Source organism: Streptomyces lincolnensis, assembly GCF_021173675.1.
Classification (GTDB): Bacteria; Actinomycetota; Actinomycetes; order Streptomycetales; family Streptomycetaceae; genus Streptomyces; species Streptomyces lincolnensis_B.
Genome location: NZ_JAIHON010000021.1, coordinates 37,250 through 60,501 on the forward strand (window position 1 = coordinate 37,250; position 23,252 = coordinate 60,501).

14 protein-coding genes are annotated in these 23,252 nt (G+C 74.1%); 9 read left to right on the forward strand and 5 right to left on the reverse strand.

Annotated elements, in window-relative coordinates; translation table 11 throughout:
• The first annotated feature begins 137 nt into the window (after positions 1-137).
• Positions 138-641 (forward strand): ATP-binding protein, encoded by a 504-nt coding sequence (locus K4B79_RS42730; RefSeq protein ID WP_308280633.1) that lies wholly within the window; start codon positions 138-140, stop codon positions 639-641.
• A 375-nt stretch (positions 642-1,016) separates the two neighbouring features.
• Positions 1,017-1,655: an ADP-ribosyltransferase gene (locus K4B79_RS42735; protein WP_232032849.1), complete on the forward strand. Its 639-nt coding sequence runs from the start codon at positions 1,017-1,019 to the stop codon at positions 1,653-1,655.
• Here the strand turns inward: K4B79_RS42735 and K4B79_RS42740 are convergent.
• The gene (locus K4B79_RS42740; protein ID WP_232032850.1) at positions 1,637-2,278 is read right to left on the reverse strand and encodes a GNAT family N-acetyltransferase; all 642 of its coding nucleotides are present in this window, start codon (positions 2,276-2,278) and stop codon (positions 1,637-1,639) included. The genes K4B79_RS42735 and K4B79_RS42740 overlap by 19 nt on opposite strands.
• Positions 2,279-2,349: 71 nt before the next feature.
• On the opposite strand from K4B79_RS42740, the gene K4B79_RS42745 reads away from it, so the two are divergent.
• Both K4B79_RS42745 and K4B79_RS42750 read left to right on the forward strand, forming a co-directional pair.
• Positions 2,350-3,261, forward strand: coding sequence for a MerR family transcriptional regulator (locus tag K4B79_RS42745; RefSeq protein WP_232032851.1), 912 nt, complete (start codon positions 2,350-2,352; stop codon positions 3,259-3,261).
• A 50-nt stretch (positions 3,262-3,311) separates the two neighbouring features.
• On the forward strand, positions 3,312-3,524 hold the full coding sequence (locus K4B79_RS42750) for an EF-hand domain-containing protein (RefSeq protein WP_232032852.1): 213 nt from the start codon (positions 3,312-3,314) through the stop codon (positions 3,522-3,524).
• Between the two features lie 86 nt (positions 3,525-3,610).
• Here the strand turns inward: K4B79_RS42750 and K4B79_RS42755 are convergent, their stop codons facing one another.
• Positions 3,611-4,399: an ABC transporter ATP-binding protein gene (locus K4B79_RS42755; RefSeq protein WP_232032853.1), complete on the reverse strand. Its 789-nt coding sequence runs from the start codon at positions 4,397-4,399 to the stop codon at positions 3,611-3,613.
• Entirely contained in the window at positions 4,396-6,036 is a 1,641-nt protein-coding gene (locus tag K4B79_RS42760) for a 2-isopropylmalate synthase (RefSeq protein ID WP_232032939.1), read from the reverse strand. Before K4B79_RS42760 ends, K4B79_RS42755 begins: the two co-directional genes overlap by 4 nt.
• 284 nt (positions 6,037-6,320) lie before the next feature.
• Between K4B79_RS42760 and K4B79_RS42765 the strand changes: the two genes are divergently transcribed.
• On the forward strand, positions 6,321-7,004 hold the full coding sequence (locus K4B79_RS42765; protein WP_232032854.1) for a FadR/GntR family transcriptional regulator: 684 nt from the start codon (positions 6,321-6,323) through the stop codon (positions 7,002-7,004).
• Here K4B79_RS42765 and K4B79_RS42770 read toward each other — a convergent pair whose 3' ends face one another.
• Positions 7,005-7,547, reverse strand: a complete 543-nt coding sequence (locus K4B79_RS42770) for an MOSC domain-containing protein (RefSeq protein WP_232032855.1) — start codon at positions 7,545-7,547, stop codon at positions 7,005-7,007.
• A 27-nt stretch (positions 7,548-7,574) separates the two neighbouring features.
• A complete protein-coding gene (locus K4B79_RS42775; protein WP_232032856.1) occupies positions 7,575-8,132 on the reverse strand; it encodes a glycoside hydrolase family 25 protein in 558 nt (185 codons plus the stop codon).
• A gap of 227 nt (positions 8,133-8,359) precedes the next feature.
• Between K4B79_RS42775 and K4B79_RS42780 the strand changes: the two genes are divergently transcribed.
• From K4B79_RS42780 to K4B79_RS48435, 4 genes are read left to right on the forward strand one after another with little or no spacing between them, the layout of a single operon-like run.
• Positions 8,360-15,805 carry a non-ribosomal peptide synthetase/type I polyketide synthase gene (locus tag K4B79_RS42780; RefSeq protein ID WP_232032857.1) on the forward strand — a complete coding sequence of 2,482 codons (7,446 nt, stop codon included), beginning with the start codon at positions 8,360-8,362 and terminating at the stop codon, positions 15,803-15,805.
• On the forward strand, positions 15,802-17,052 hold the full coding sequence (locus K4B79_RS42785) for an MFS transporter (RefSeq protein ID WP_232032858.1): 1,251 nt from the start codon (positions 15,802-15,804) through the stop codon (positions 17,050-17,052). The genes K4B79_RS42780 and K4B79_RS42785 overlap by 4 nt, the downstream gene beginning before the upstream one ends.
• Complete coding sequence (locus K4B79_RS42790) at positions 17,049-20,588, forward strand: non-ribosomal peptide synthetase (RefSeq protein WP_232032859.1); 3,540 nt, start codon at positions 17,049-17,051, stop codon at positions 20,586-20,588. Before K4B79_RS42785 ends, K4B79_RS42790 begins: the two co-directional genes overlap by 4 nt.
• Entirely contained in the window at positions 20,581-23,250 is a 2,670-nt protein-coding gene (locus K4B79_RS48435; RefSeq protein WP_232032860.1) for a beta-ketoacyl synthase N-terminal-like domain-containing protein, read from the forward strand. Before K4B79_RS42790 ends, K4B79_RS48435 begins: the two co-directional genes overlap by 8 nt.
• Positions 23,251-23,252 lie beyond the last annotated feature (2 nt).

Below are 23,252 nucleotides of genomic sequence, written 5' to 3' on the forward strand. Positions count from 1 at the left end.
CGCAGGTCGGCGGCGCTCTTCGCGCTTCCGGCATGCCTGTGTCATATGTCAACAGCCCGCTGCGGAATGATGGATTCCGGGGGGCGCATTCGCCGGGAACGCCCCCGGAGGGCGCTCTGGGCGGCCATGATGGGGGCATGGCGGGGCTGGAGGGTATCGAACAGCCGCGGGGAGAGAGCCGTGCGACCGCGGCGCGCTGGTCTCCGGCGGTCGAGGACGAACGCGCACTCAAGGCACTCGAACTGTTCGGCAACCCCGTGGACGCGGAGGTTCCGTTGCCGTCCCGGCCCGAGTCCGCCGCCACCGCCCGCAGACTGGCCCAGGTCGTCGTCCTCCGCGAGTGGGGACTGACCCCCAAGATGACCGAGGACGCCGTCCTGCTCGTCTCCGAACTCGTCGGCAACGCCGTCCGCCACACCGGCGCCCGCGTCTTCGGCCTCCGCATGCGCCGCCGCCGCGGCTGGATCCGCGTCGAGGTCCGCGATCCCTCCCGGGGGCTGCCCTGCCTCATGCCCGTCCAGCACCTCGACATCAGCGGCCGCGGCCTGTTCCTCGTGGACAAACTCTCCGACCGCTGGGGCGTCGACCTCCTCCCCCGAGGCAAGACAACCTGGTTCGAAATGAGAGTCACCGACCGCTGACCCCGCGCCGTCTCCTGCCCGGCCGTGGCCTCCGGCCGGGCCGGTTGTTCCCACCCGCACCACCAGTACAACTTTCGTGGTCGGGTGCGGATGGCCCTGGTGGGGGTGGGGCGACGTTGGCGGGTGCGGGTGCGGGGTTGGCGGGTGTGCGGCTGCCTTGTTGCCGGCCCGGGCATTTTCAGCCCGTCCGGCGTTTGAGGACGAGGCCCCTTCAGGGCCGATCGGGGGTCCAGGGGGCGGAGCCCCCTGGGGGCGGCAGCCCTGGGGATGGGACGGGTAGGGGCGGCGGGGGCGAAAAACGCCCGGGCGGCTGACACGCCGTCGGACGAGTGAACGTCCACAACGGGCCGCTGCCGAACCGGAATTGTGCTCTCCGTGATCACAACTCGCCTGCGGCGCCGCGCCGCTGCCGCCGTCCTGTCCCTGGCCGCCGTCCTCACCACGACGGCGGCCACCGCACCCGCCACCGCACCCGCCACCCAACTCACCACCACGCCCGCCGGCACCCCCGCCAAGGCCCCCACCGCCCCCGACTGCCCCGTCCAGTACGACGATCCGATCCAGGCCGCCGCCGACCGAGGCGTCGACGTCGACCGCATCACCCCGGACCCGTTCTGGCGCAAGACCTGCGGCACGCTCTACCGGGCCGACGGCCGCGGCCCGGAGATCGTCTTCGAGCAGGGCTTCCACCCCAAGGACATCGACGGCCAGTACGACATCGAGAAGTACGTCCTGGTCAACCAGCCCTCCCCGTACGTGTCCACGACGTACGACCACGACCTGTACAAGAAGTGGTGGAAGTCGGGCTGGAACTACTACATCGACGCCCCCGGCGGCATCGACGTCAACAAGACCATCGGCGACACCCACAAGTGGGCCGACCAGGTCGAGGTCGCGTTCCCCGGCGGCATCGCCCGGCAGTACGTCATCGGAGTCTGCCCGGTCGACAAGAAGACCAAGGTCGAGATCATGAGCGACTGCGAGAGCAACCCGTACTACGAGCCCTGGCACTGAAGCAGCAGCGCCTCCGCCCCCACAGGGCGGTAGCCCGCCGCCTGGAACGCCCGCGTGCTGCGGGCGTTCCCCGGCGCGACCTGCGCCCACAGCGGCTCCGCGACGAGGTGCCGGGCCGCCGTCGCCAGGGCCCGGCCCAGCCCCCGGTGCCGTACCCCCTCGTCCACCTCGACGGAGACCTCCGGCCGCCCGGCGATCCCGCGCCCCACGACCACCACACCGCCCTCGGCCTCCCACGCGCGCACGTCGTCGCGCCGCCCGCGGGCGTAGGCGATGCGGGGATGGCCGCCGTCCTCGATCTCCTTCAGCGCGAGCGGCGGTTCACCCGGCAGCGGGTCGGCGACCAGCATCGCGTCGATCGTCTCGGACGTCCGCCCGGTCCGCTCCAGCAGCGCCGCCAGGAACCGCGGATTCATGGTCGCGGCCAGCGTGTCGCAGTCCAGGCCGCGCAGCGTCTCGTGCACCCATGCCGGGTCCTCGTCCGTGAAGACCACCGAGTGCGCGGTGAAGGCCAGCACCCCCGCGTCCCGTCGGCAGGCCTGCGGCACGACGGTCGTACGGCCGTCCGCGGGCGGGAAGACTCCGCGGGCCGCCGCGTCGAGAATGTCCCGCAAGGTCTCCATCGCCACGCTCCTTGAGTGCTCCTCGGGTGCTCCTTGAGTCTCCACCCACTGGAAGGCCCAGACTCGCAGACGTGATCGACAACAGCACCGGCCTTTTCACCATCGGCGAGCTGGCCCGCGCCACCGGACTGACCGTGCGCACCATCCGCTACTGGTCGGACGAGGGCGTGCTGCACCCCGTGGCCCGTTCCGCCGGCGGCTACCGGCTCTACGACGCCGAGGCCGCCGCCCGCCTGGAACTGATCCGCACGCTGCGCGAACTGGGCCTCGGCCTGGACGTCGTACGCAAGGTGCTGGACGGGGAGCGGACGGTCGCGGAGGTCGCGGCCGCGCACGTGGCGGCGCTGGACGCGCAGATCCGCTCACTGAAGGTGACCCGGGCGGTGCTGTCGAGCGTGGCACGACGAGGATCCACGGCGGAGGAGATGACGTTGACGAACAAACTGGCCAGGCTGTCCGCGGCCGAACGGCAGCGGATCATGGAGGAGTTCGTGGAGGAGGCCCTGCACGGGCTCGACACCGTCGACCCGGACATCCGGGAACGGATGCGGCGCACCGCCGTCGACCTCGCGGACGACCCGACGCCCGAGCAGGTCGACGCGTGGATGGAGCTGGCCGGGATGCTCCAGGACCCCGAGTTCCGGCGGCAGATGCGGCGGGCCGTCGAGTTCAACGCGGCCGACCGGACCCCGGACGCCCCGCGCGGGCAGTCCGTGTGGTTCGCCCAACGCCTGGTGGAGCTGGTGGCACCGCTGCGGGAGCGCGGTGTCGAGCCCGGGGCACCCGAGGCGGAGCAGGCGCTGCGGGACCTGTTCGGGGACGCCGACCGGGTCGCCGTACTGGAACGCATGACGGCGGGCTTCAACGACCGGGTCGCCCGCTACCGAGAACTGCTCGCCGTCGTGAACCGGCAGCCCGCGCCACCGCACGCCGAGGACTTCGCGTGGGTGGTCGCCGCACTGCGTGCTCGTACCGCCGGTTAATCTGACCTTCGTCAGCACACGGCAAGGAACGACGAAAAAGGGGCGGCTCGGTGGCGAACATCGACGAAGCGCGCAAGCAGTTCGAGCGGATCGATACGGACGGTGACGGATTCATCACCGCTGCCGAGTTCAAGACCGCCCTCGCCCAGGCCGGTGACTGGAACGTCACCGAGTCCGTGGCCGAGGTCATCATCAAGACCCGCGACCTCGACGGCGACAAGGTGCTGTCCTTCGACGAGTTCTGGACGCACCTGAGCAAGTGACGCACCTGAGCAGGTGACGTACCTGAGCCAGTGAGGCGTCGAAGCGTCGAAGGGGCGCCCGTCCGGGCCGGACGGGCGCCCCTTCCTCATGTCCGGCGCCGGATCCGCACGCTCCAGCGGCCGTCGTGCCGGTCCACGACCAGGGGCAGGTCGAAGCACTTGCCGACCTGGTCCCCGGTGAGGATCTCGGCCGCGGGCCCCTGCGCGAGGACCCGGCCCTCGCGCAGGAGCACGGCGTGGGTGGTGCCGGCCGGCAGTTCCTCCAGGTGGTGGGTGACCAGGACCGTCGCCAGGGCCGGATGTGCGCGACGCAGCGTGTCCAGGGCGTCGAGCAGCCGCTCCCGCCCCGGCAGGTCCAGTCCCGTCGCCGGTTCGTCCAGCAGGAGCAGCCTGGGCTCGGGCATGAGCGCGCGGGCGATCAGCGTCCGGCCGCGCTGCCCCTGGGAGAGCGTGGGCCAGCGGGCGTCACGGTGGTCGGCGAGGCCGAGCGTCTCGATGAGCCCGTCGGCCCTGCGCAGCTGCCCGTCCGTCGGCCGCCACCGGGGGAGCGGGGCGACCGAGTTGGTCAGCCCCGTCAGGACGACGTCCCGCACCCGCAGGGGCGCGGTGAGCGGATGACGCGGGTCGACATGACCGACGTACGCACGCAGCTCCCGCAGGTCGACCCGGCCCAGCCGGCGGCCCAGCACCTCGACCGTGCCCCGGGTCGGGTGGACCAGGGCGCCGAGCAGGCTGAGCAGGGTGGACTTGCCCGCGCCGTTGGGACCGAGGAGCGCCCAGTGCTCCCCGGCCCGCACGGTCAGGGAGACCTCCTGGAGCAGGGGGCGGCCGTCGCGGACGACGTGGACGTCCTCGGCGCGCAGGACCCGGCTCACCGCATCGCCCGGTTCAGCGCGGACAGCACCGCGTGGACGGCGGCCGACGAGCCCTCGCCCGCGCCCCAGGCCACCCGGCCGTCCACCCGGCACTCGGCGTAGGCGGCCGTCGCGTCCTCGGCGTAGTCGACGACGTCGACGGTGTACCCGGCACCGGCCAGCGCGTCGACGAAGGCGGAGACCGGGCTGCCTCCCGTGCCCTCGTAGTCGCCGACACGGTCCCCGGCCTCCAGCGTGCACACGAAGCGATGGACGCCGGGCGCCTCCTCGTACGCGGACCAGTCGTGCAGCCGTACCTCGCCCTCCGCCAGGTAGGCCGCCCGGAACAGCTCGTACAGCTCCTTCGGTGTCAGCTCGCGCCCGCTGTCGTCCGCCGCCTCCTGGACCACCCGGGAGAAGTCCGGACGCATGCGCGGCGGCAGGTCGACGCCGTGGTGCGTACGCAGCAGATACGCCGTCCCGCCCTTGCCCGACTGGGAGTTGACGCGGATGATCGCCTCGTACGAACGGCCCACGTCGGCCGGGTCGATCGGCAGGTAGGGGACCTCCCACGGAGCCTCGCGCTCAGGAACACCCAACTCCCTCGCCCTGCGGGCGTGTTCGTCCATCCCCTTGCTGATCGCGTCCTGGTGGGTCCCGGAGAACGCCGTGTGGACCAGGTCGCCGGCGTACGGGTGCCGGGGGTGGACCGGGAGCCGGTTGCAGAGCTCGACGGTCTCCTTCATCGCGTCGATGTCGCCGAAGTCCAGCATCGGGTCGACGCCTTGGGCGTACAGGTTCAGCGCCAGGGTCACCAGGTCGACGTTGCCGGTGCGCTCGCCGTTGCCGAACAGACAGCCCTCGACCCGCTGGGCGCCGGCCAGGACCGCGAGTTCGGCGCAGGCGACGCCGGTGCCGCGGTCGTTGTGCGGGTGGACGGAGAGGACGACCGCGTCGCGGCGGGCCAGATGGCGGTGGACGTACTCGATCTGGTCGGCGTAGACGTTCGGGGTGGCGATCTCCACGGTGGCCGGCAGATTGTGGGTGACGGGACGGTCGGGGCTCGCGTCCCACACCTCGGTCAGCCCGTCGCACAGGTCGAGGACGAAGTCCGGTTCGGTGAGGTTGAAGGTCTCCGGGGAGAACTGGAAACGGACGCCCGCGGTGTCCCCGGCCCGCCGCGCCATGCGCTCGGCCGCCTCGCGTACGGTCCGCCACACCTCCCCGCGGTCCCGGCCGAGGACGACGTCGCGCCACACCGGTGAGGTCGCGATGTACAGATGGACCACCGCCCGCGGCAGCCCGGCGATCGCGTCGAAGGTCCGGTCGATCAGGTCCGGGCGGGCCGGGGTGAACACGACCGGGGTCACGTCGTCGGGCACGACCCCGGCGGTCACCAGGTGCCGTACGAAGTCGAAGTCGGTACGGCTCGCCGACGGATAGCCGACCTCGATCTCCTTGAAGCCGGTCGCCACCAGCAGATCGAAGAAGCGGCGCTTGCGCGGGGTGTCCATCGGCTCGGCGAGGGCCTGGTTGCCGTCGCGCAGGTCGACGGGGACCCAGAGGGGGGCGCGCTCGATGCGGGCGGAGGGCCAACTCCGGTCGCCGGCCGGGACGTTCACCCGCTCGTGGAAGGGGCGGTAGCGGTGGTGCGGCATGGGACCGGGCCGCTGCGGATTCCATACGGAGGTCACGGGGTTTCCTTCTGCTCGGACGGTCCGCTCGGTGGACCGTCGATCGGTCGGAGACCGGCAGCACGGCGTCCCGCGGCGGGGTGCCGGTCGCGTCAGGCCCCGCCGCGGCAGCCGAGAAGAAGGAGACCGCGAAGCGTCATGGCGGTACGCTATCCACTCCTCAGCTCCTCAGACAAGTACGGGCGGGATGAGGCAGGTGAGAATGGCCGTGCAGAGCAGCACTCCTCCGACGAGTTGGTGAACCCCCGATGCCGCTGGGCCCCGTCCGTCCCAGTCCCCTGGTCGAACAGGCCGCCGAGCGCCTGCGTGAGCACATCACGGAGGGCCACTGGCCCGTGGGCACCAAGCTGCCCGGCGAGACGACCCTCGCCAAGGAACTCGGCGTCGGCCGCTCCACCGTCCGCGAGGCCCTGCGCGCCCTCGCCGGCGCCGGGCTCGTCCAGCCCCGGCAGGGCGCCGGCGTCTTCGTCCTCGCCACCGACCCCGTCGAGGACTGGCCGACCCGGCTGCGGCGGGCCGCCGTCACCGACGTCTACGAGGTCCGCATGGGCATCGAGGTCCAGGCCGCCCGGCTGGCCGCCCGGCGCCGCACCCCCGAGGACGTCACCGCGATGGAACACGCGCTCCAGGGCCGGCGGGCCGCCTCCACGCGCGACGACGCGACCTTCATCGACGCCGACATCGCCCTGCACGCGGCGGTGGTCGCCGCCGCGCACAACCCCGTCCTCACCGACCTGTTCCACGACTTCGTCCCGGTCCTGCGCGAGGGCCTCATCGACCTGCTGACCCTCACCGGCCTGCGCGACCACGACCCCAACACCGCGGACGACGCCCACGAGGCCCTGATCCGGGCGGTCGCGGACGGGGACGCGGAGGCGGCCGCGGAGATCGTGCGGGGGGAGCTGGAGGATCCGTTCGGCGGACAGGGGTGATCAGACGATCTCCAGGGGCCGGTGCGGTCCCTCCGGCAGCAGGACCTCGACCCCGTCCCCGGGCCGTACGACTCCGCCCGTGAGCACGACACCCATGATCCCGGACTTGAAGCGCACGCTCCCGTCGGTGTCCCGGCCGACGACCTGCTTCATCAGCCCCTGCCGGAACGTGTCGATCTGGGCGCAGGGGTTCCGCAGCCCGGTCACCTCTACGACCGCCTCGTCCCCGAGACGCAGCCGCGTCCCGACGGGCAGCCCCAGCAGATCGACGCCCCGCGTGGTCACGTTCTCGCCGAGCTCCCCGGCCGCCACCTCGAACCCGGCCCCGCGGACCTCCTCGAACAGCTCCTCGTGCATGAGGTGCACCTGCCGAAGGTTCGGCTGCGAGGGATCCTTGCGCATCCGGAACCGGTGCTTCACCGTCACTCCCGCGTGCACGTCCCCCTCCACCCCGAGCCCGGCGAGCAGTGTGATGCTCTCCCGGTTCGGCTTGGTGAAGGAGTACGTACCACTGCTGCTGACCGCGCTCACTGTCCCACCCATGGTGGCGAGCCTAGACGAAGCCGCAGATCAGGCGTCCGTCGCCCACTTCCGCAGTGCCGCCTTGCTCTCGAAGTCCGCCACGTTCTTGTCCAGCGGGTCCGAGGTGTACTGGTGGAAGCGCCACTTGGCCTTGATGCGGGGCTTGCCGGCGGTGACGTAGTCGGCGATCCAGAGGCCGTCGCCGGCGTAGGAGGTCGTGTCGACGTTGAGCCAGAAGTTCCGGTTGCAGTAGAGGATCACCCGGTTGTTGGGCCGCAGTGCCCTCACCTTGCGGATGAAGCTGTCCTTCTCCGCGTTGGAGGCGTGGGTGCCCTCGCCCGTGGTCTCCCAGTCGACGGCGAGGATGTCGCCGCCCTTCTCGGGGGCGTGTTTGACGAAGTACTCGGCCTGGGCGGTGAGGTTGCCCGGCCAGAGGAAGTGATAGAAGCCGACGACGAGACCGGCGTCGCGGGCGCGCTTGGTCTGGGCGGCGAGCTTGGGGTTGATGTAGGAGCGGCCCTCGGTCGCCTTGATGAAGACGAAGGAGAGGCCGTCGGTGTCGTAGGAGGAGGACTGGTAGGCGCTCACGTCGATGCCGCGCAGCATGGGGGGACTCCTTGAAGTGCCAGTGGGGTGACACGAGTTGGTGTGTTTCCCAGCGTGGCACGGGGGCGGCGCGCGTGACATGGAAACGTCAACCTGGCCGGCGGTTGTGGCGCGTGTGATCCCTGTGACGTGTGATGTGTGCCATACCCACGATGAGTGCATCTTGAATCGACTCTGGGCACATAGCCCTCCGGGCACCACGATCTTCAGCGTCCACGGGGGACACGATGAGCGCGACAGCCGACCAAGGGCCATTGAGTTTTGCCCAGGAGCGTCTCTACGTCACGCGCGAGGCGGCGGGACGGGACGACGCTTACCTGGTCGTCGTGGCGATGCACATCGACGGCGATCTCGACGTCGAGGCGCTGCACCGGGCCGTACGGCGGGTGACGGCCCGTCATGACGCCTTACGGGCCACCTTCGCCTTCGAGGGCGGCCGGCTGGTGCAGCGGATACCCGGCCGGGACACCGAGCCCTCCTGGACCGTCACCGCGTCCGAGCCGGGCGCCGAACGGGCGGAGGCCGTGCGCGCGCTGGTGCGACGGCTGAGCGAGGACCCCTTCGACCTGGCCGCCGGTCCGCCGGTCCGCTGGGGACTGACCCGGTTGGGGCCGGGGGAGTACGGGTTCGTCCTGGTGGCCCATCACATCGTGTGTGACGGCTGGTCGTTGGGCGTGATCTTCCGCGACCTGGAGAGGGCCTACGGCACGCCCCCGGAGGGCGAGCCCTTCGACGGCGAGGCCCCCGGCCCGCTCGCCCGGGCGGCGCGTGAGCGGGCCGAGTGGGCGACGGGCGGGACCGCGTCGGCCGATCTGGACTTCTGGCGTGGCTACCTGGCGGACCTGAACCCCCTGGCCCTGCCCACCGACCTGCCCCGCCCGGCGGTACCCAGCGGCGCCGGCGGCTCCGTACTGGTGCCGCTGGACCGGGAGGTGGTGGGCCGGCTGCGCGAGACCGCGCAGCGAGCGGGCGCCACCGTCTTCATGGCGTTCGCCGCGATCTACGCGAGCGTCCTGGGCCGCTACGCCCGTCAGGACGACGTGGTGATCAGCAGCCCGGTCGCGGGCCGGCACTCGGAGGAGGACCAGGCCCTCGTCGGGTGCCAGGTGAACATGGTGCCGCTGCGCCTGGACGTCTCCGGCCGCCCCGCCTTCACCGACCTGCTGCGCAGGACACGTACCGCGGTGCTCCCCGCCATGGCCCGGCAGAACGTGCCCGTCGACGTGCTGGTGCGCGAGCTCGCGCTGCGCGGTGCCGCCGGGCGGTCGCCGCTCCTGCAGTGCTCCCTGGCGGTGCAGAACTTCGACGCCGGGCTGCCCGACCTCCCGGGGACGACGGTCACCGAGATCGAGGTGCACAGCGACCGGGCGAAGTGGGACCTGGCCCTGACCGTCGACCTCTCGGGCGAACACCCCTCCCTGCGGCTGGAGTTCGACGCCGACATCCTGCTGACGCCGACCGCCGAGACCCTCGTACGCCATCTGGAGTCGGCGATCGCCCACGCGGTCGAGGCCCCGGACGAGCCGGTGCGGATGGTGGACGCGCGGGAGGCCGCCCACCTCACCCTCGGCGTGAACCCGGCGCCCGCCGCGCCCGAGACCGAGTCCGTGCTGTCCCGGTTCCTGCGGGCCCGCGCGGCCCGTCCCGACCACCCCGCGCTGACCGACGGCACGACCACGTTGACCTACGCCGAGCTCGACGCCCACGCCGACCGGGTCCGCCGACGGCTGCGGCACGCCGGAGCGGGACCGGGTACGCGGGTCGGGGTGTGCGGGCGGCGGACCCCGTGGACCGTGGTCGCGATGCTCGCCGCGTGGAAGGCCGGGGCGACGTACGTCCCGCTCGACCCGGTCGGCCCGGGGGAGCGCCTGCGGTCGATCGCGGAGCGAGCGGGGATCGGCCTGGTCCTGGTCGACTCGGCGACCCGGGCCGACCTCCAGGAGTGGCTGCCCACCGCGAACCCGCTGGTGGTGGACGAGGTGGTGGACGGGCGGGAGCCGCACGAGGTCCCGGACGTCCCGCCGTTGGAGCGGAGTGATCCCGAGGGGGACGATACGCAGGGGAGCGATCCCGAGCGGACCGCGTACGTCATCTTCACCTCGGGCTCGACCGGCCGGCCCAAGGGTGTCGAGGTGACGCACTCCTGCCTCGCCCAGCTGTTCGCCGACCGGCCCGCCGGGCTGACGGTGGACGAGACGGACGTATGGCTCTGCGCGCACTCGTTCGCCTTCGACTTCTCGGTCTGGGAGATCTGGGGCCCGCTGACCACCGGCGGCACCTGTGTCCTCGCCACCGACGACCAGGTGCGCGACCCGGCGGCGCTCGCCGCCCTGGTGAGCGGGCACGGGGTGACGATCCTCAGCCAGACACCCGGGTCGCTCTACCGTCTGGCCCCGGCCCTGACCGCGGCGTCCGGCTCCGGACCGCGGTACATCGTGCTGGGCGGCGAGGCGCTCGACTGGGGGCGGCTGGCCCTGTCGCTCGGCGGCGGCGGTCTCGACACCACCGTGGTGAACATGTACGGGATCACCGAGGGGACCGTCCACGTCACCGCGCACCCGGTGCCCGCCGCGGACCTCGGCTCGGTGCCGGCCCACTCGATCGGCGTGCCGCTTCCGCAGGCCCGCTGCTACGTGCTCGACGAGAACGGCGACCCCGCCGGGCTCGACGTGCCGGGCGAGCTGTACATCGGCGGCGGGCATGTCGCCCGCGGCTACCTGGCCGACGGGGAGCAGACCGCGCGGCGCTTCACCCCGGACCCGTTCCACCCCGGCGGCACGCTGTACCGCACCGGCGACCTCGCCCGCTGGCGCACCGGCGGCACCCTGGAGTACCTGGGACGCGTCGACGACCAGGTGAAGGTGCGCGGCTACCGTGTCGAGCCCGCGGAGGTCGAACGGGCCGTGCTGCGGCTGCCCGGACGCCGCCCCTCGGCCTGCAGCGTGCTGGCCCACGACGACTCGCTGGTCGCCTTCGTGGCCGTCGACGGGCCGCTCCCGGAGAGCGAGCTGCGCGAGCACCTGAGGGCGGAGCTGCCGCCCTACCTCCGCCCGGACCGGTTCGTGCGGGTCGACGCCATCCCGCTGACGCCGAACGGAAAGGCGGACCGCGCCCTCCTGCTCGGACTGCTGGCAGCCCCGGAGCCGACCGCCGCCCCGGAGCCGACCGCCGCCACGGCGGCGCCACGACCCGACGGCTTTCGGCGGCCGGACCTGGCGGACCTCACCCGGACCGTGCTCGCGACCTGGCAGCAGGTGCTCGGGCGGTCCGACATCGGCGTGGACGACAACTTCTTCGACGTCGGCGGACACAGCTTCGCCCTGCTGAAGGTCCACGAGGCACTGGCCGGGGCCGGCCTGGAGATCAGCGTCACCGACCTCTTCCACCACACCACCGTCGAGGCCTGCGCCCGGTTCCTGCACGGGTCACGGGAGGCCATCGGCAGTGGCGGCACCCGGCGGGCACCGGCGGACCGGGACACCGGCCGCCGTCGTCCCGACGACGGCCGGATCGCCGTGGTCGGCATGGCCGCACGGCTGCCCGGCACCGGCGAGGACCTGGACGCCTTCTGGCGGATGGTGCGGTCCGGCGGACACGCCGCCGCCCGCTTCGACGCGGCGGAGCTGCGCGCCGCCGGGGTACCGCGCGGCATCCTCGACACCCCCGGGTACGTTCCGGTGCGCGCCGCCATGGACGACGTCCCCGGCTTCGACCGGAAGCTGTTCGGCTACTCCCCGCTGGAGGCGTCGCTGCTCGACCCGCAGCAGCGGATCCTGCTGGAGTGCGCCTGGCGCGCGCTGGAGGACGCCGGATACGCCCCGGTGGCGCCGGACGACAACCGCATCGGCGTCTTCACCGGCGTCGGCGGCAACTCCTACCTGCTGGAGGAGGTGCTCGCCCACCCGAAGGCCCTGGAGACCGCCGGGCCCCTGCAAGCGGTCATCGCCTCCGACAAGGACTTCGCCGCCACCCGGATCTCCTACAAGCTCAACCTCCAGGGCCCCGGCGTCACGGTCCAGACGGCCTGTTCGACGTCCCTGGTCGCCGTCCACATGGCCGTGCGGAGCCTGCTGTCCCACGAGAGCGACCTCGCCCTCGCCGGCGGCTGCTCGGTCGCGCCGCCGTCCCGGCACGGCTACGTCCACGAGCCCGGCGGCATCTTCTCGCCCGACGGGCTGTGCCGGCCGTTCGACGAGGACGCGGCGGGCACCGTCCCCGGCGACGGGGCGGGCGTCGTCGTCCTGAAGCGGCTGGCGGACGCGCTCGCCGACGGGGACGTCGTCCACGGTGTCCTCCTCGGGTCCGCCGTCAACAACGACGGTGCCCGGAAGGTCGGTTACACGGCGCCCGGTCCGGCCGCCCAGGCCGCGGTCATCAAGGCCGCCCTGGACGCGGCGGGCGTACCGGCCGAGTCGATCGGCCTGCTGGAGGCGCACGGCACCGCCACCCGGCTCGGCGACCCGGTGGAGATCTCCGCGCTGCGGGAGGTCTTCCTGACCGGGGCGCGGGACGCCGAGCGCTCCCCGCTCCACCTGACCGCCGTGAAGTCCAATGTGGGTCATCTCGACGCCGCGGCCGGGGTGGTGGGCCTGATCAAGACCGTGCTCGCGCTGCGCCACGGCACGGTGCCCCCGATCGCGAACCTCACCCGCGCCGCCGAGCGGCTCGGCGCGGAGGGGACCGCGCTGCGTTTCCCGGCCGAGGCCCGGCCGTGGCCGCGGGGCACGACGCCCCGGCGTGCGGGCGTCAGTTCCTTCGGCATCGGCGGGACCAACGCCCATGTCGTCCTGGAGGAACCGCCCGCGGCTCCCGCGGCGGCTCCCGCCGATCCCGCGCCCCGGCTGCTGACCTGCTCGGCCAACGACGAGGCCGCGCTGGGCCGGGCGGTGCGCCGGCTGGCCGACCATCTGGAGAAACACCCCGACCTTGCCCTGGCCGATGTGGCGCACACCCTCCGGGTCGGCCGGGCCGAACTGCCGTGGCGGGCGGCGGTCGTCGCTCCGGACACCGCCCGGGCACCCGCCCTGCTGCGCCGGGCCGCACTCGGCAGGGTCCGGGTCCCGGCCGGCTCGGGCGTCGTCCTGATGTTCCCCGGGCAGGGCACCGAGCGCCCGGGTATGGGCCGCGCCCGCTACGACGCCGACCCGGTCTACCGCTCCTGCGTCGACGAGGGGCTGGCGGCCGTCGAGGGCACGCTGCGCCGACAGGTGGCCGACGCCCTGCTCACCCCGTCGGCTCCCGGGGCGGCCGGAGGGCCCGAGGGCACCATGAGCACCCTGCTCGCCCAGCCCTGTCTCTTCCTGGACCAGGTCGCCACGGCCCGGAGCCTGACCTCCCGGGGACTGGAACCCCGCGCGCTGGTGGGCCACAGCCTGGGCGAGCTGACCGCCGCGTGCGTCGGCGGCGTGCTGACCCTCGCGGACGGCATGACCGCGGTGACCGAGCGGGCGCGGCTGATGCACGCCGCGCCACCGGGCGCGATGGCGGCCGTCGTCGCACCGGCCGACGAGGTGGCCGGGCTGCTGGCCGACGGCCTGGTCGTCGCGGCCCTCAACGGACCGCACAACGTGGTCGTCTCGGGCTCCGCCGAGGCCGTGGGCGCCTTCGTGGAGCGCTGCCGGGCGGCCGGGACGGCGACGGTGCCGCTGCGCACCGCGCACGCGTTCCACTCACCGGGCATGGACGCGGCGGCGGAGGAGTTCACCGAGGTGATGGCGGGGCTCGCCCTGCGACCGCCCCGCACCCCCCTGTTCTCCGCGGCGACCGGGCGCGGGCTCGGCGACGCCGAGGCCGTGGACCCGCGGTTCTGGGCCTCACAGATCCGGCTGCCCGTGCGGTTCGCCGAGGCGGTCCGGGCCGCGTCGGACGACCTCGGGCCCGTCGCCTGGTTCGAGACCGGCTCGGGTGCCACGCTCCAGGGCCTGGTGAGCGACATCCTCTCCGATCGCGCACCGCTGACCGGCGGGTTCGACCGGCCGCGGCGGGGCGGATCCCTGGCCACGGGCCTGGACGCCGCCGGGCTGCTGTGGAGCTGGGGGCTCGGTGAGGGGTGGCACGGGGACGGCGGGGCCGCCCGGCGGGTGCCGCTGCCGACGTACTCCTTCTCGCGCGAGCGCTGCTGGATCGGGCCGGCGGCCGACGCCGCGCCCTCCGCACCGCGCACGCCCGGGCCCCCGCGTCACGAGGCAGTTCCAGCACGGCACATGGCGACCGACGAACGGAGCGACGTGACACAACAGGAGACGGCCGTGAGCGCGACGACGGACACCGACCCGGTGCTCAGCGCCCTGTGGTGCGAGGTGCTCGGCGTCGACGCGGTGGGCCCCGAGGACGACTTCTTCGACCAGGGCGGCCACTCCCTCGCCGCGCTGCGGCTGAGCGCCCGCATCCGCGACGCGCTGGGCCTGGAGCTGGAGCTGGACTCGTTCTTCGACGAGTCCACCTTCGGCGGTCTGTGCCGGGTCGTACGGGAGCGGCTGGGCGTGCCGGCCCCGACGGCACAGATCCCCCCGGCGCGGCCGGAACCGGCCCTCCGGGCCCACGTCCCGGCCGACCCCGTACCGTCGCGGGCGGACCGCCCGGCCGCAGCGGACGGCGCCCTCAGCACCAGCGTCTACTTCTTCTCCTCCGCCGAGGGCACCCACGGATCCGACTACGACCTCATCCTCGCCGCCGCCCGTGAGGCGGACGCGCTCGGCTACGAGGCGATCTGGACACCGGAGCGTCACTTCCACGAGTTCGGGGCGCACTACCCCAACCCGGCCGTGCTGGGCGCGGCGCTGGCCACCGCCACCGAGCGGATCCACATCCGCGCGGGCAGCGTCATCCCCGCCCTGCACAACCCCCTGCGCCTGGTCGAGGACTGGCGGGTCGTCGACCGGCTCTCGGGCGGCCGCATCGGGGTGTCCTTCGCCCCCGGCTTCCACCCGTCCGACTTCGCGCTCGCCCCCGACCGGTTCGCCGGCCGCAGGGACACCTTCGAGGCCGACGTCCGGCGGATCCGCTCGCTGTGGTCCGAGGGCGTCGTGCCGGACGCCCTCGACGGCACGGGCGGCCGCGTCCAGGTGTCGCTGTATCCGACGCCCGTGCAGCGGGAGCTGCCGACCTGGCTGACCGCGACCTCGAACGACGAGAGCTTCCGCAGGGCCGGTGCGCTCGGCGCCAACCTGCTCACCGCGCTGCTGGAGCTGCGGACCGACGAACTCGCCGACAAGATCCGCGTCTACCGCAAGGCGCGCGAGGAGGCCGGCCACGACCCCGAGACCGGCCGGGTCACCCTGATGGTCCACTGCTACGTCGGTGAGTCGGAGGACATGGTGGAGGAGGTCTGCCACGACCCCTTCATCCGCTATCTGCGCAGCCACACCCACCTGGTGGGCACCCTCACCTCCGCCCTGGCGGAGGAGCGGATCGACCTGGCCGGGGCCAGCCCGAAGGACCTCGACGCCGTGCTCCGGCGCGCCTACCGGAAGTTCCGCACCGAGCGCGCCCTGCTCGGCGACCCGGTCTCGGTGCGGCGGCGCTGCGAGCTGCTGCGGGAGGCGGGGGTGAACGAGATCGGCGCGCTCGTCGACTTCGGCCTGACACAACGTCAGGTGATCGGCAGTCTGCGGCGGTTCGCCCGGCTGCGGGACGAGATGGCGGGTGCCGGCACCGGAACAACCACCCGATGAGCGGGGTGTTCCGGAGATTCCTGACCGCCACCGCGGTCTCGGACACCGCCAACGGCGTCTTCGCCGTGGCGGCGACGATGACGGCGGCCACCACCACGCACTCGGCCGCGGCGGTCGCCGCGGTCACGGTCGCCGCGACCCTGCCCTGGCTGATCGCCGCCGTACCGGCCGGCGTCCTGGTGGACCGGATGAATCCGGTCCGGGCCGTCACCCTGGCCAACCTCGGGCGCTGCGTGGCCATGCTCGGCCTCGCGGCGCTGATCTGGGCCGATGTCGCGCTCACGGTGACCGTGCCGGCGCTGGTCTTCGTGGTCTCCTGCTTCCAGACCGTGGTCGACACCGCGGCCGAGGTCGTCACCGCCAACGCGGTCGACGACGCGCGTCGCACCCGGGCCAACGGTCTGCTGGCCGTGTCGACCCGGCTCTTCTACCAGTTCCTGGGCCCGGCCCTGGCCGGTGTCCTGGTCGACGTCGACCCGGTGCTGCCCGGTGTGCTGTCCGGGCTGGCGTGCCTGGCCGCCGCGCTGGTCGCCGCCCAACTGCCGCGCACCGCGGCCCGCGTGGCATCCGAGGAGACCTCCACCGGGTTCTGGGACGGGGCGCGGATCGTCTTCTCCCGGCCGATCCTCGCGACCATCGTCGCCGTGGGCGGCCTGACCACGATCGCCAACAGCATCTTCTTCACCGTCCTCGTGGTGTACGCGATCACGCCGGGCCCGCTCGGGCTGTCCACGTCGCAGTACGGCTTCCTCGTGGGCGCGATCGGGGTGGGCGCGGCCTGCGGCGCCCTGGCCACCCACCATGTGGAGCGCCTGGTGGGCCGGAGCACGACCCTCACCCTCACCCGGGTGGGCTGGGCCCTGGTGTTCGCGGGCCCGCTGTTCGCCGAGGGTGTCCTGCTGACGGCCGTGATGGCGGTCGGCAGCGCGCTCGGCGGGATGTGGTCGGTCGAGTCGATGTCGGTGCGGCAACTCACCGTCGACCGGGGGGACCTGGGCCGAGTCAGCGGGGCCTCGCGGATGCTGACGTACGGGATGACACCGGTCGGCGCCGCGATCGGCGGTGCCGTCGCGCTCGCCGTCGACGCCACGGTCCTCTTCGCCGTGTCCACCGTCCTGACCCTGCTCACCGTCGTCCCGATCCGGGTCTACCTGTCCGACCGGGCGATCGAGGCGGCGACCCGGCCGTCCGAGCCCGGCCCCGAGAAGGAACCGGTGTCCGAGACCAAGGGGGAGAACGCCCAGTGAGCACCGACGCACCGCGCCACCGGGCGGCGACCGAGGACTGGGAGCCGCTGCTCGACGAGGCGCTGCACGGCACGGCGGGCCCGCCCGGCGCCCGGACCGGCGCCCGCTCCGGCGCTTGGACCGACGTCACCTTCGGCGCCCTCGGGGGCTCCTCGCTCCAGGCGTACCACCTGGTCGCCCTGGGCGAACGGCGACTCGGTCTGGCGCCGGACCTCACGCGTCTGCTGGGCGACGCCCCGCTGGGCGAGGTGCTGGCCGCCGCACGGCCGGTGGACGCCCGGCCCGCGCCGCCGCCCCCGCCCGGCGACCGTCCGCTGCTGCCCGGGCAGGAGCAGATGCTGACGGCCCATCTGGCGGGCCGGGACGCCCCCTACCGGCTGATGTTCTCCCTGGTGGCCCCGGACCTCGACGGCACCCGGGTCGACCGGGCGCTGCGGGCACTCACCGCACGGCACGAGTCCCTGCGGACGAGGTTCGTCGCCGAGGGCGACACCTTCGTACGGCGTGTCCTGCCGCACTGGCGGGTCCCGCTGCGTGAGCTGGAACTCCCCGCGGACGGCGGCGGCCCCGCGGCCCGGATGGAGGCCCCGGCCCGGATGGAGGCCCTCCTCGCCCCGACCGCGGGAAGCGTCCTCCGGCCGTTCGAGCAGCCCCCGTGGTGCGCCTTCGTCGGACGCTCCGGTGGGACCGGCGACGTGCTGACCCTGCTCGTCCACCACACGATCGCCGACGGATGGAGCATCGGCGTCCTGCTGCGCGAGTTCGCGGAGTTCTACGCCACGGACCCCCTCCCGGTCCCGAGCGCCCCGGCACCGGACTCCTCGCTGTCCCGGTACCGCGCGCGGGCCGGCTCGGGGCTGCTGGCGGAGGACCTCGGCCGGGTGGCCGAGCGGCTGGCGGGCGCGCCGGCCGGGGTGCGCCTGCGGGGAACGGCCGGGGGAGAGGACCGGCCGTTCGACCCGGAGGGCGGCCGGCTGCCGTTCGTCCTGCCCGCCGACGTACGGGACGCGGTCGAGGCCGTGGCCCGCCGGGCCGGTGTGCGCCGCCCGGTCGTCCTGCTGGCGGCCTGGGCCCTGGTGCTGGGTCGGCGTGCCGGGGTCGACGACCTGGTGCTGGGGATGCCCACCAGCGGGCGTTTCCGCGCGGACCAGTTCGACACCGTCGGCCTGCTGACCCGGGTGGCACCCCTGCGGATCCGGCTGGACCCGGACCGCACGGTCGCGGACCACCTCCGGGCGACGGCCGCCGAGCACGGCGCCGCGACCCGGGACTCCGAGGCCCCCTACGAGGACATCGTGCGCCACCTCGGTGCCCACCCCGAGCGCGGCTCCAACGCACCGGCCCCATTCGCCTTCGCCGCGCACGACGAGTTGGTCCCGGCCACCGTCGACCTCGCCGGCACCCCGGCCGAGGTGGTCGAAGGGCACTGCCGCGGCGCGGTGTTCGACGCGATCCTCTACCTGCGGCGGTGGGGGAGCGAACCGGCCCTGGCCCTGGAGTACTCGGTCGGCACCGTGGGACCGCGGACCGCCACGGCGCTCGCCGGTGCGCTGCTCGCGACCCTGCGGGAGTTCGCACAGGACCCGGACACACCGCTCGGCTCCCTCACCGGGCTGTCCGCCGCCGAGCGGGACCGCGTCACCGCCCTCGCGCAGCGCGCGCCCGCCACGGCGGACGGGCCCCCGGGGCTCTGGGACCGCTTCGCGCAGACCGCCGGGCGGAGCCCCGACGCCGTCGCCGTCACCGATCCGGCCACCGGTCACACGCTGACCTACCGTCAGCTGCGGGAGGCCGCCACGCGGTACGCCTCCGTCCTCAGCCGGGCGGGTGTCGGGCCCGGCGACCGGGTGATCGTCCAGGTAGACCGCTCGGCCGCGGAGGCCGTCGCGGTCCTGGCGGTCCTGCGGACCGGGGCCTGCTACGTCCCGGTGCCGCGCGAGACGGCCGCCGCCTGGCGCGCGGAGGTGCTCCGCGTCACCGGTGCGGCCGTGGCCGTCGCCTCCGCCGACCACCGCGGCGACTGGCCCGACCGGGTCCGGTTCGTGGCACCGTGGACCCCGGACCCGGCGCCCGGCGAGGACACCGCCCCGGCACCGCACCCGCGCACCGCGGACAGCACGGCCTACGTCTCCTTCACCTCCGGAACCACCGGCACACCCAAGGGAGTCGAGGTACCCGACCGCGCGGTGATCCGCCTCGCGACGGACCCGGACCTGCTGCGCCCGGCGGACGACGAGAACCCCGGCCACCGGCGCTCGATGCTGCGGATGGCACCCCTGGCGTTCGACGCCTCGACCCTGGAGCTCTTCCCCCCGCTCCTGAACGGCGACCGGATCACCGTTCTCCCGCCGGGACCCGCGGCGCCCCGCGCGATCGGCGTCTTCCTGCGGGAGGAGGGGGTCACCCATGCCTGGCTGACCTCGGGGCTCTTCCGTCTGATGGCCCGGCACGAGCCGGCCTCCCTCGGCGCCCTCCGCCAGGTGCTGACCGGCGGGGACGTGGTCTCCCCCGACCACGTCCGCGGCGTCCTGGAGACCTGCCCCGGGCTGTGGATCACCAACGGCTACGGCCCGACCGAGAACACCACATTCACCACCGTCCACCACGTGACCTCGGCGGACGGGATCGGCGACACCGTACCGATCGGACGGCCCGTCGCCGGCACCGGCGTCCTCGTCGCCGACGGGGCGGGCCGACCGGTCCCGCCGGGCGTCGACGGCGAGCTGTACGCCACCGGCCTCGGCCTCGCCCACGGGTACGCCCAGGACGCCGAACGCACCGCCGCGGCCTTCGGCAGCCTGCCCTGGCTCTCCGGTGAACGCGCCTACGCCACCGGGGACATCGTCCGCTGGGACGACACCGGGCAGCTGCTGTTCCGCGGCCGCCGGGACCGTCAGATCAAGGTCCGGGGCCACCGGGTCGAACTCGCCGCGATCGAGTCGCACATCAGAGGCTGGCCCGGGGTCGTCGACGTCGACGTGAGCGCCGTCGGCGCGGACGACACCGACCGGGCCGTCCTCGCCGCGGTCGTCGGCCCGGAACCGGCCGCCCTGCGCGAGCTGGTCCCCACGCTCGCGGAGAGCTTCCCGTCCTACGCCCTGCCCGGCCTGTGGTGCCTGGTGCCGGCCCTGCCCCTGAACCGCAACGGCAAGGTGGACACCGAAGCCCTGGCCGCCCGCGCCCGGACGACGGAGCGCTTCCTCACGGAGGCCCCGGCGCCGGCGGCCCTGGAGCGGACGGCCCCGGAGACGACCGCCCCGGAGACGGCGGTTCCGGAGCCGGCCGTCGCGGCGCCCACCGCGGACGACGTCGTCGAGGAGGTCGCCGGGGTCTGGCGGCTCCTCCTCGGTGGTGACGACTTCGACTACGACGAGGCGTTCTTCGACGCGGGCGGCGACTCCCTGCAGCTCACCGAGATGCGTGACGCGCTCCGCAAACGCTTCCCGGGAGTCCGGATCACCTCGGTCGACATCTACCGCGCCCCGACGGTCGAGAAGCTGGCGGCGCACATCAAGGAGGGCATGCGCGGTGCGTGAAGCGGAGACCGAGCCGATCGCCGTGATCGGGGTGTACACCCGCACCCCGGGTGCGGGGGACGACCTCGACGCCTTCTGGGCCACGGTGGCCGGGGGCCGGGACGCGGTCACCACCCTGCCCGGCGCCGGGACGGGACCGGACCCCGACGGCGGCCCCGGCCGGGTTCCCCGGCGCGGAGTCCTCGCGGACGTCGAGCTGTTCGACGCCGAGGCCTTCGGGATGCCCCCGCGCGAGGCCGAGCTGACCGACCCGCAGCACAGGCTGCTGCTGGAGGCGGCGTGGGTGCTGCTGGAACGGGCGGGCCACGGCACCGGCGGCGACCGGACCGGGCGCGGCGGCGGTGCCCCGCGGATCGGTGTCTTCGCCGGCGCGGGGCTGGACTACTACCTGCTGCGGCACATCCTCACCGACCCCTCGATCGAGGCGGTGGAGGGACTCCTGCCCATCGTCCTCGCCAACGACAAGGACCACCTCGCGGCCAAGATCGCCTACCGGCTCGGTCTGACCGGCCCGGCGATGACCGTCCAGACCGCCTGCTCCACCTCGCTGGTCGCCGTGCACCAGGGCGTCCGGGCCCTGCGGAGCGGCGACGCCGATCTGGTGCTGGCCGGCGGGGTGAACGTCGAGTTGCCGCAGGAGGAGGGCTACGCGCTCACCCCGGGCAGTGTGCTCTCCCGCAGCGGCCGCTGCCGCCCGTTCCTGGCGGGCCGGGACGGCAGCGTGCCGGGCAACGGCCTCGGTCTGGTGGCCCTGCGGCGCCTGACGGACGCGATCGCCGACCACGACACCGTCCTCGCCGTGATCCGCGGCTCGGCGATGAACAACGACGGCGGCGACAAGGCCGGGTACACCGCCCCGGGCTTCGCCGGCCAGGTCGACGTGGTGCGCGCCGCCCACCGGGACGCCGGGATCGATCCCGCGACGGTCGGCTACCTGGAGGGGCACGGCACCGGCACCGAGGTCGGCGACGACATCGAACTCGCCGCGCTGGCCGAGGTGTTCGCCCGGGGCCGGGCGGACGAGCCGCTGCCCCTGGGCTCGGCCAAGGCCACCTTCGGGAATCTGGGCGCGGCCGCCGGTGTCGTGGGCCTGGTCAAGGCGGTGCTGGCGCTCCGGCACGGTGTCCTCCCGCCGCTGCCCGGGGCGGGGGAGGGCGCGGCCGCGGACGAATTGCCGGACGGCTTCGTGGTGGACCCGGTGGCCCGGCCCTGGACCGCCGCACCCGGGGTGCCGCGACGTGCCGGGGTCAGCTCCTACGGCATGGGCGGCACCAACTGCCATGTCGTGGTCGAGGAGTTCGCGCCCTCCGCGCCGACACCGCAGGAGGACCTGACGGCGGCCGTGATCCCGCTGTCGGCGACCGGCCCCGACGGCGTGCTGCGCTACCGGGACGCCCTGCTGGAGCAGTTGGCGGTCCGGCCCGGTCCACGGGTGGGCGAGGTGGCCCGCACCTTCGTCTCGGGCCGGCGCGGCTTCCCGGTCCGCCTGAGCGTCGTACTGACCCCGGACGGGCCGGTGCCCGAGTCCCTCCGGGACACCCCCCGCCGGGTCCCGAGGAAGCCACCGCCGGTCGTGCTGGCCTTCGGCGAGCGGACGGGCTCCGTACGCGGTGCGCTGGCGGGCCTGTACCCCCGCCACGCCGTGGTGCGCGACCGGGTGGAGGACATCCTCGCCGCCCTGGGGGAGGACGGCGACAGGATCCGCTCCGCCCTGCTGGACGAGACCGACGGCCCGCCGCCGCCCGCCGACCTGGCCGCCCAGTGTCTCTACGTCGCTCAGGTGGCCACCGCCGAACTGCTGCGGTCCCTCGGCGTCGAGCCCGTCGCGGTGCTGGGTCACGGGCTCGGGGAGTTCGCGGCGGCCCGCCTCGCCGGCGAGTTCTCTGCGGTCGACGGCGCCGACCTCGTACGGCTGTCCGCCGGGGCCGGAACGGACGTCGTGACGGCCGCCTTCAAGCCGCCGTCCCTGCCGGTCGTCTCCACCCGCACGGGCCGGGCCGTCGACCCGCGGACCGGCCGCGACGGCCCCTGGTGGGACGTCCGTCCGGGACAGCCCGTGCGCGTCCCGGACGCCGTGCGCACCCTGACCGCGACCGTGCCGGGCGCGCTGGTCGTCGACATCGGACCGGGGCGCTCGCTGAGCGACCTGCTGCACCCGTACGTCGGGGCGGACGGCCCGTCCGAGGTGGTGCCGGTGCTGCCCGGCCCCGGAGCCGTGCCCTTCCTCACCCAGCTCGGCCGGCTGTGGTCGGCGGGGATCGGCGTCGACCTCGGGGCGGCCAACGGGGCGGACGGCCACCGGCGCGTGCCGTTGCCCACCTACCCGTTCGACCGGCGGCGGCACTGGATCGACGCGCCCGGCCGGCGGGGCGGGGACGACGGCCCAGCGCCGGCCGCGGACCCGACGGGCGACGAGGAGACGCTGCCCCGGGTGCTCCGGATCTGGCGGGAGACCCTCGGACTCCCGGACGTCGGGCCCGACGCCGACCTGTACATGCTCGGCGGGGACTCCTTCACCCTGGTCCGGCTGGCCGGCCGGCTCTCCCGGAGCTGCGGTGTGGAGATCACGGCGACCCACCTGTTCGGCGTCGACCCGACCCCCCGCGCCATGGCCGGCCTGATCGACGAGAAGACCGGCGCGGCACAGGGGGAGGCGGGCTGACG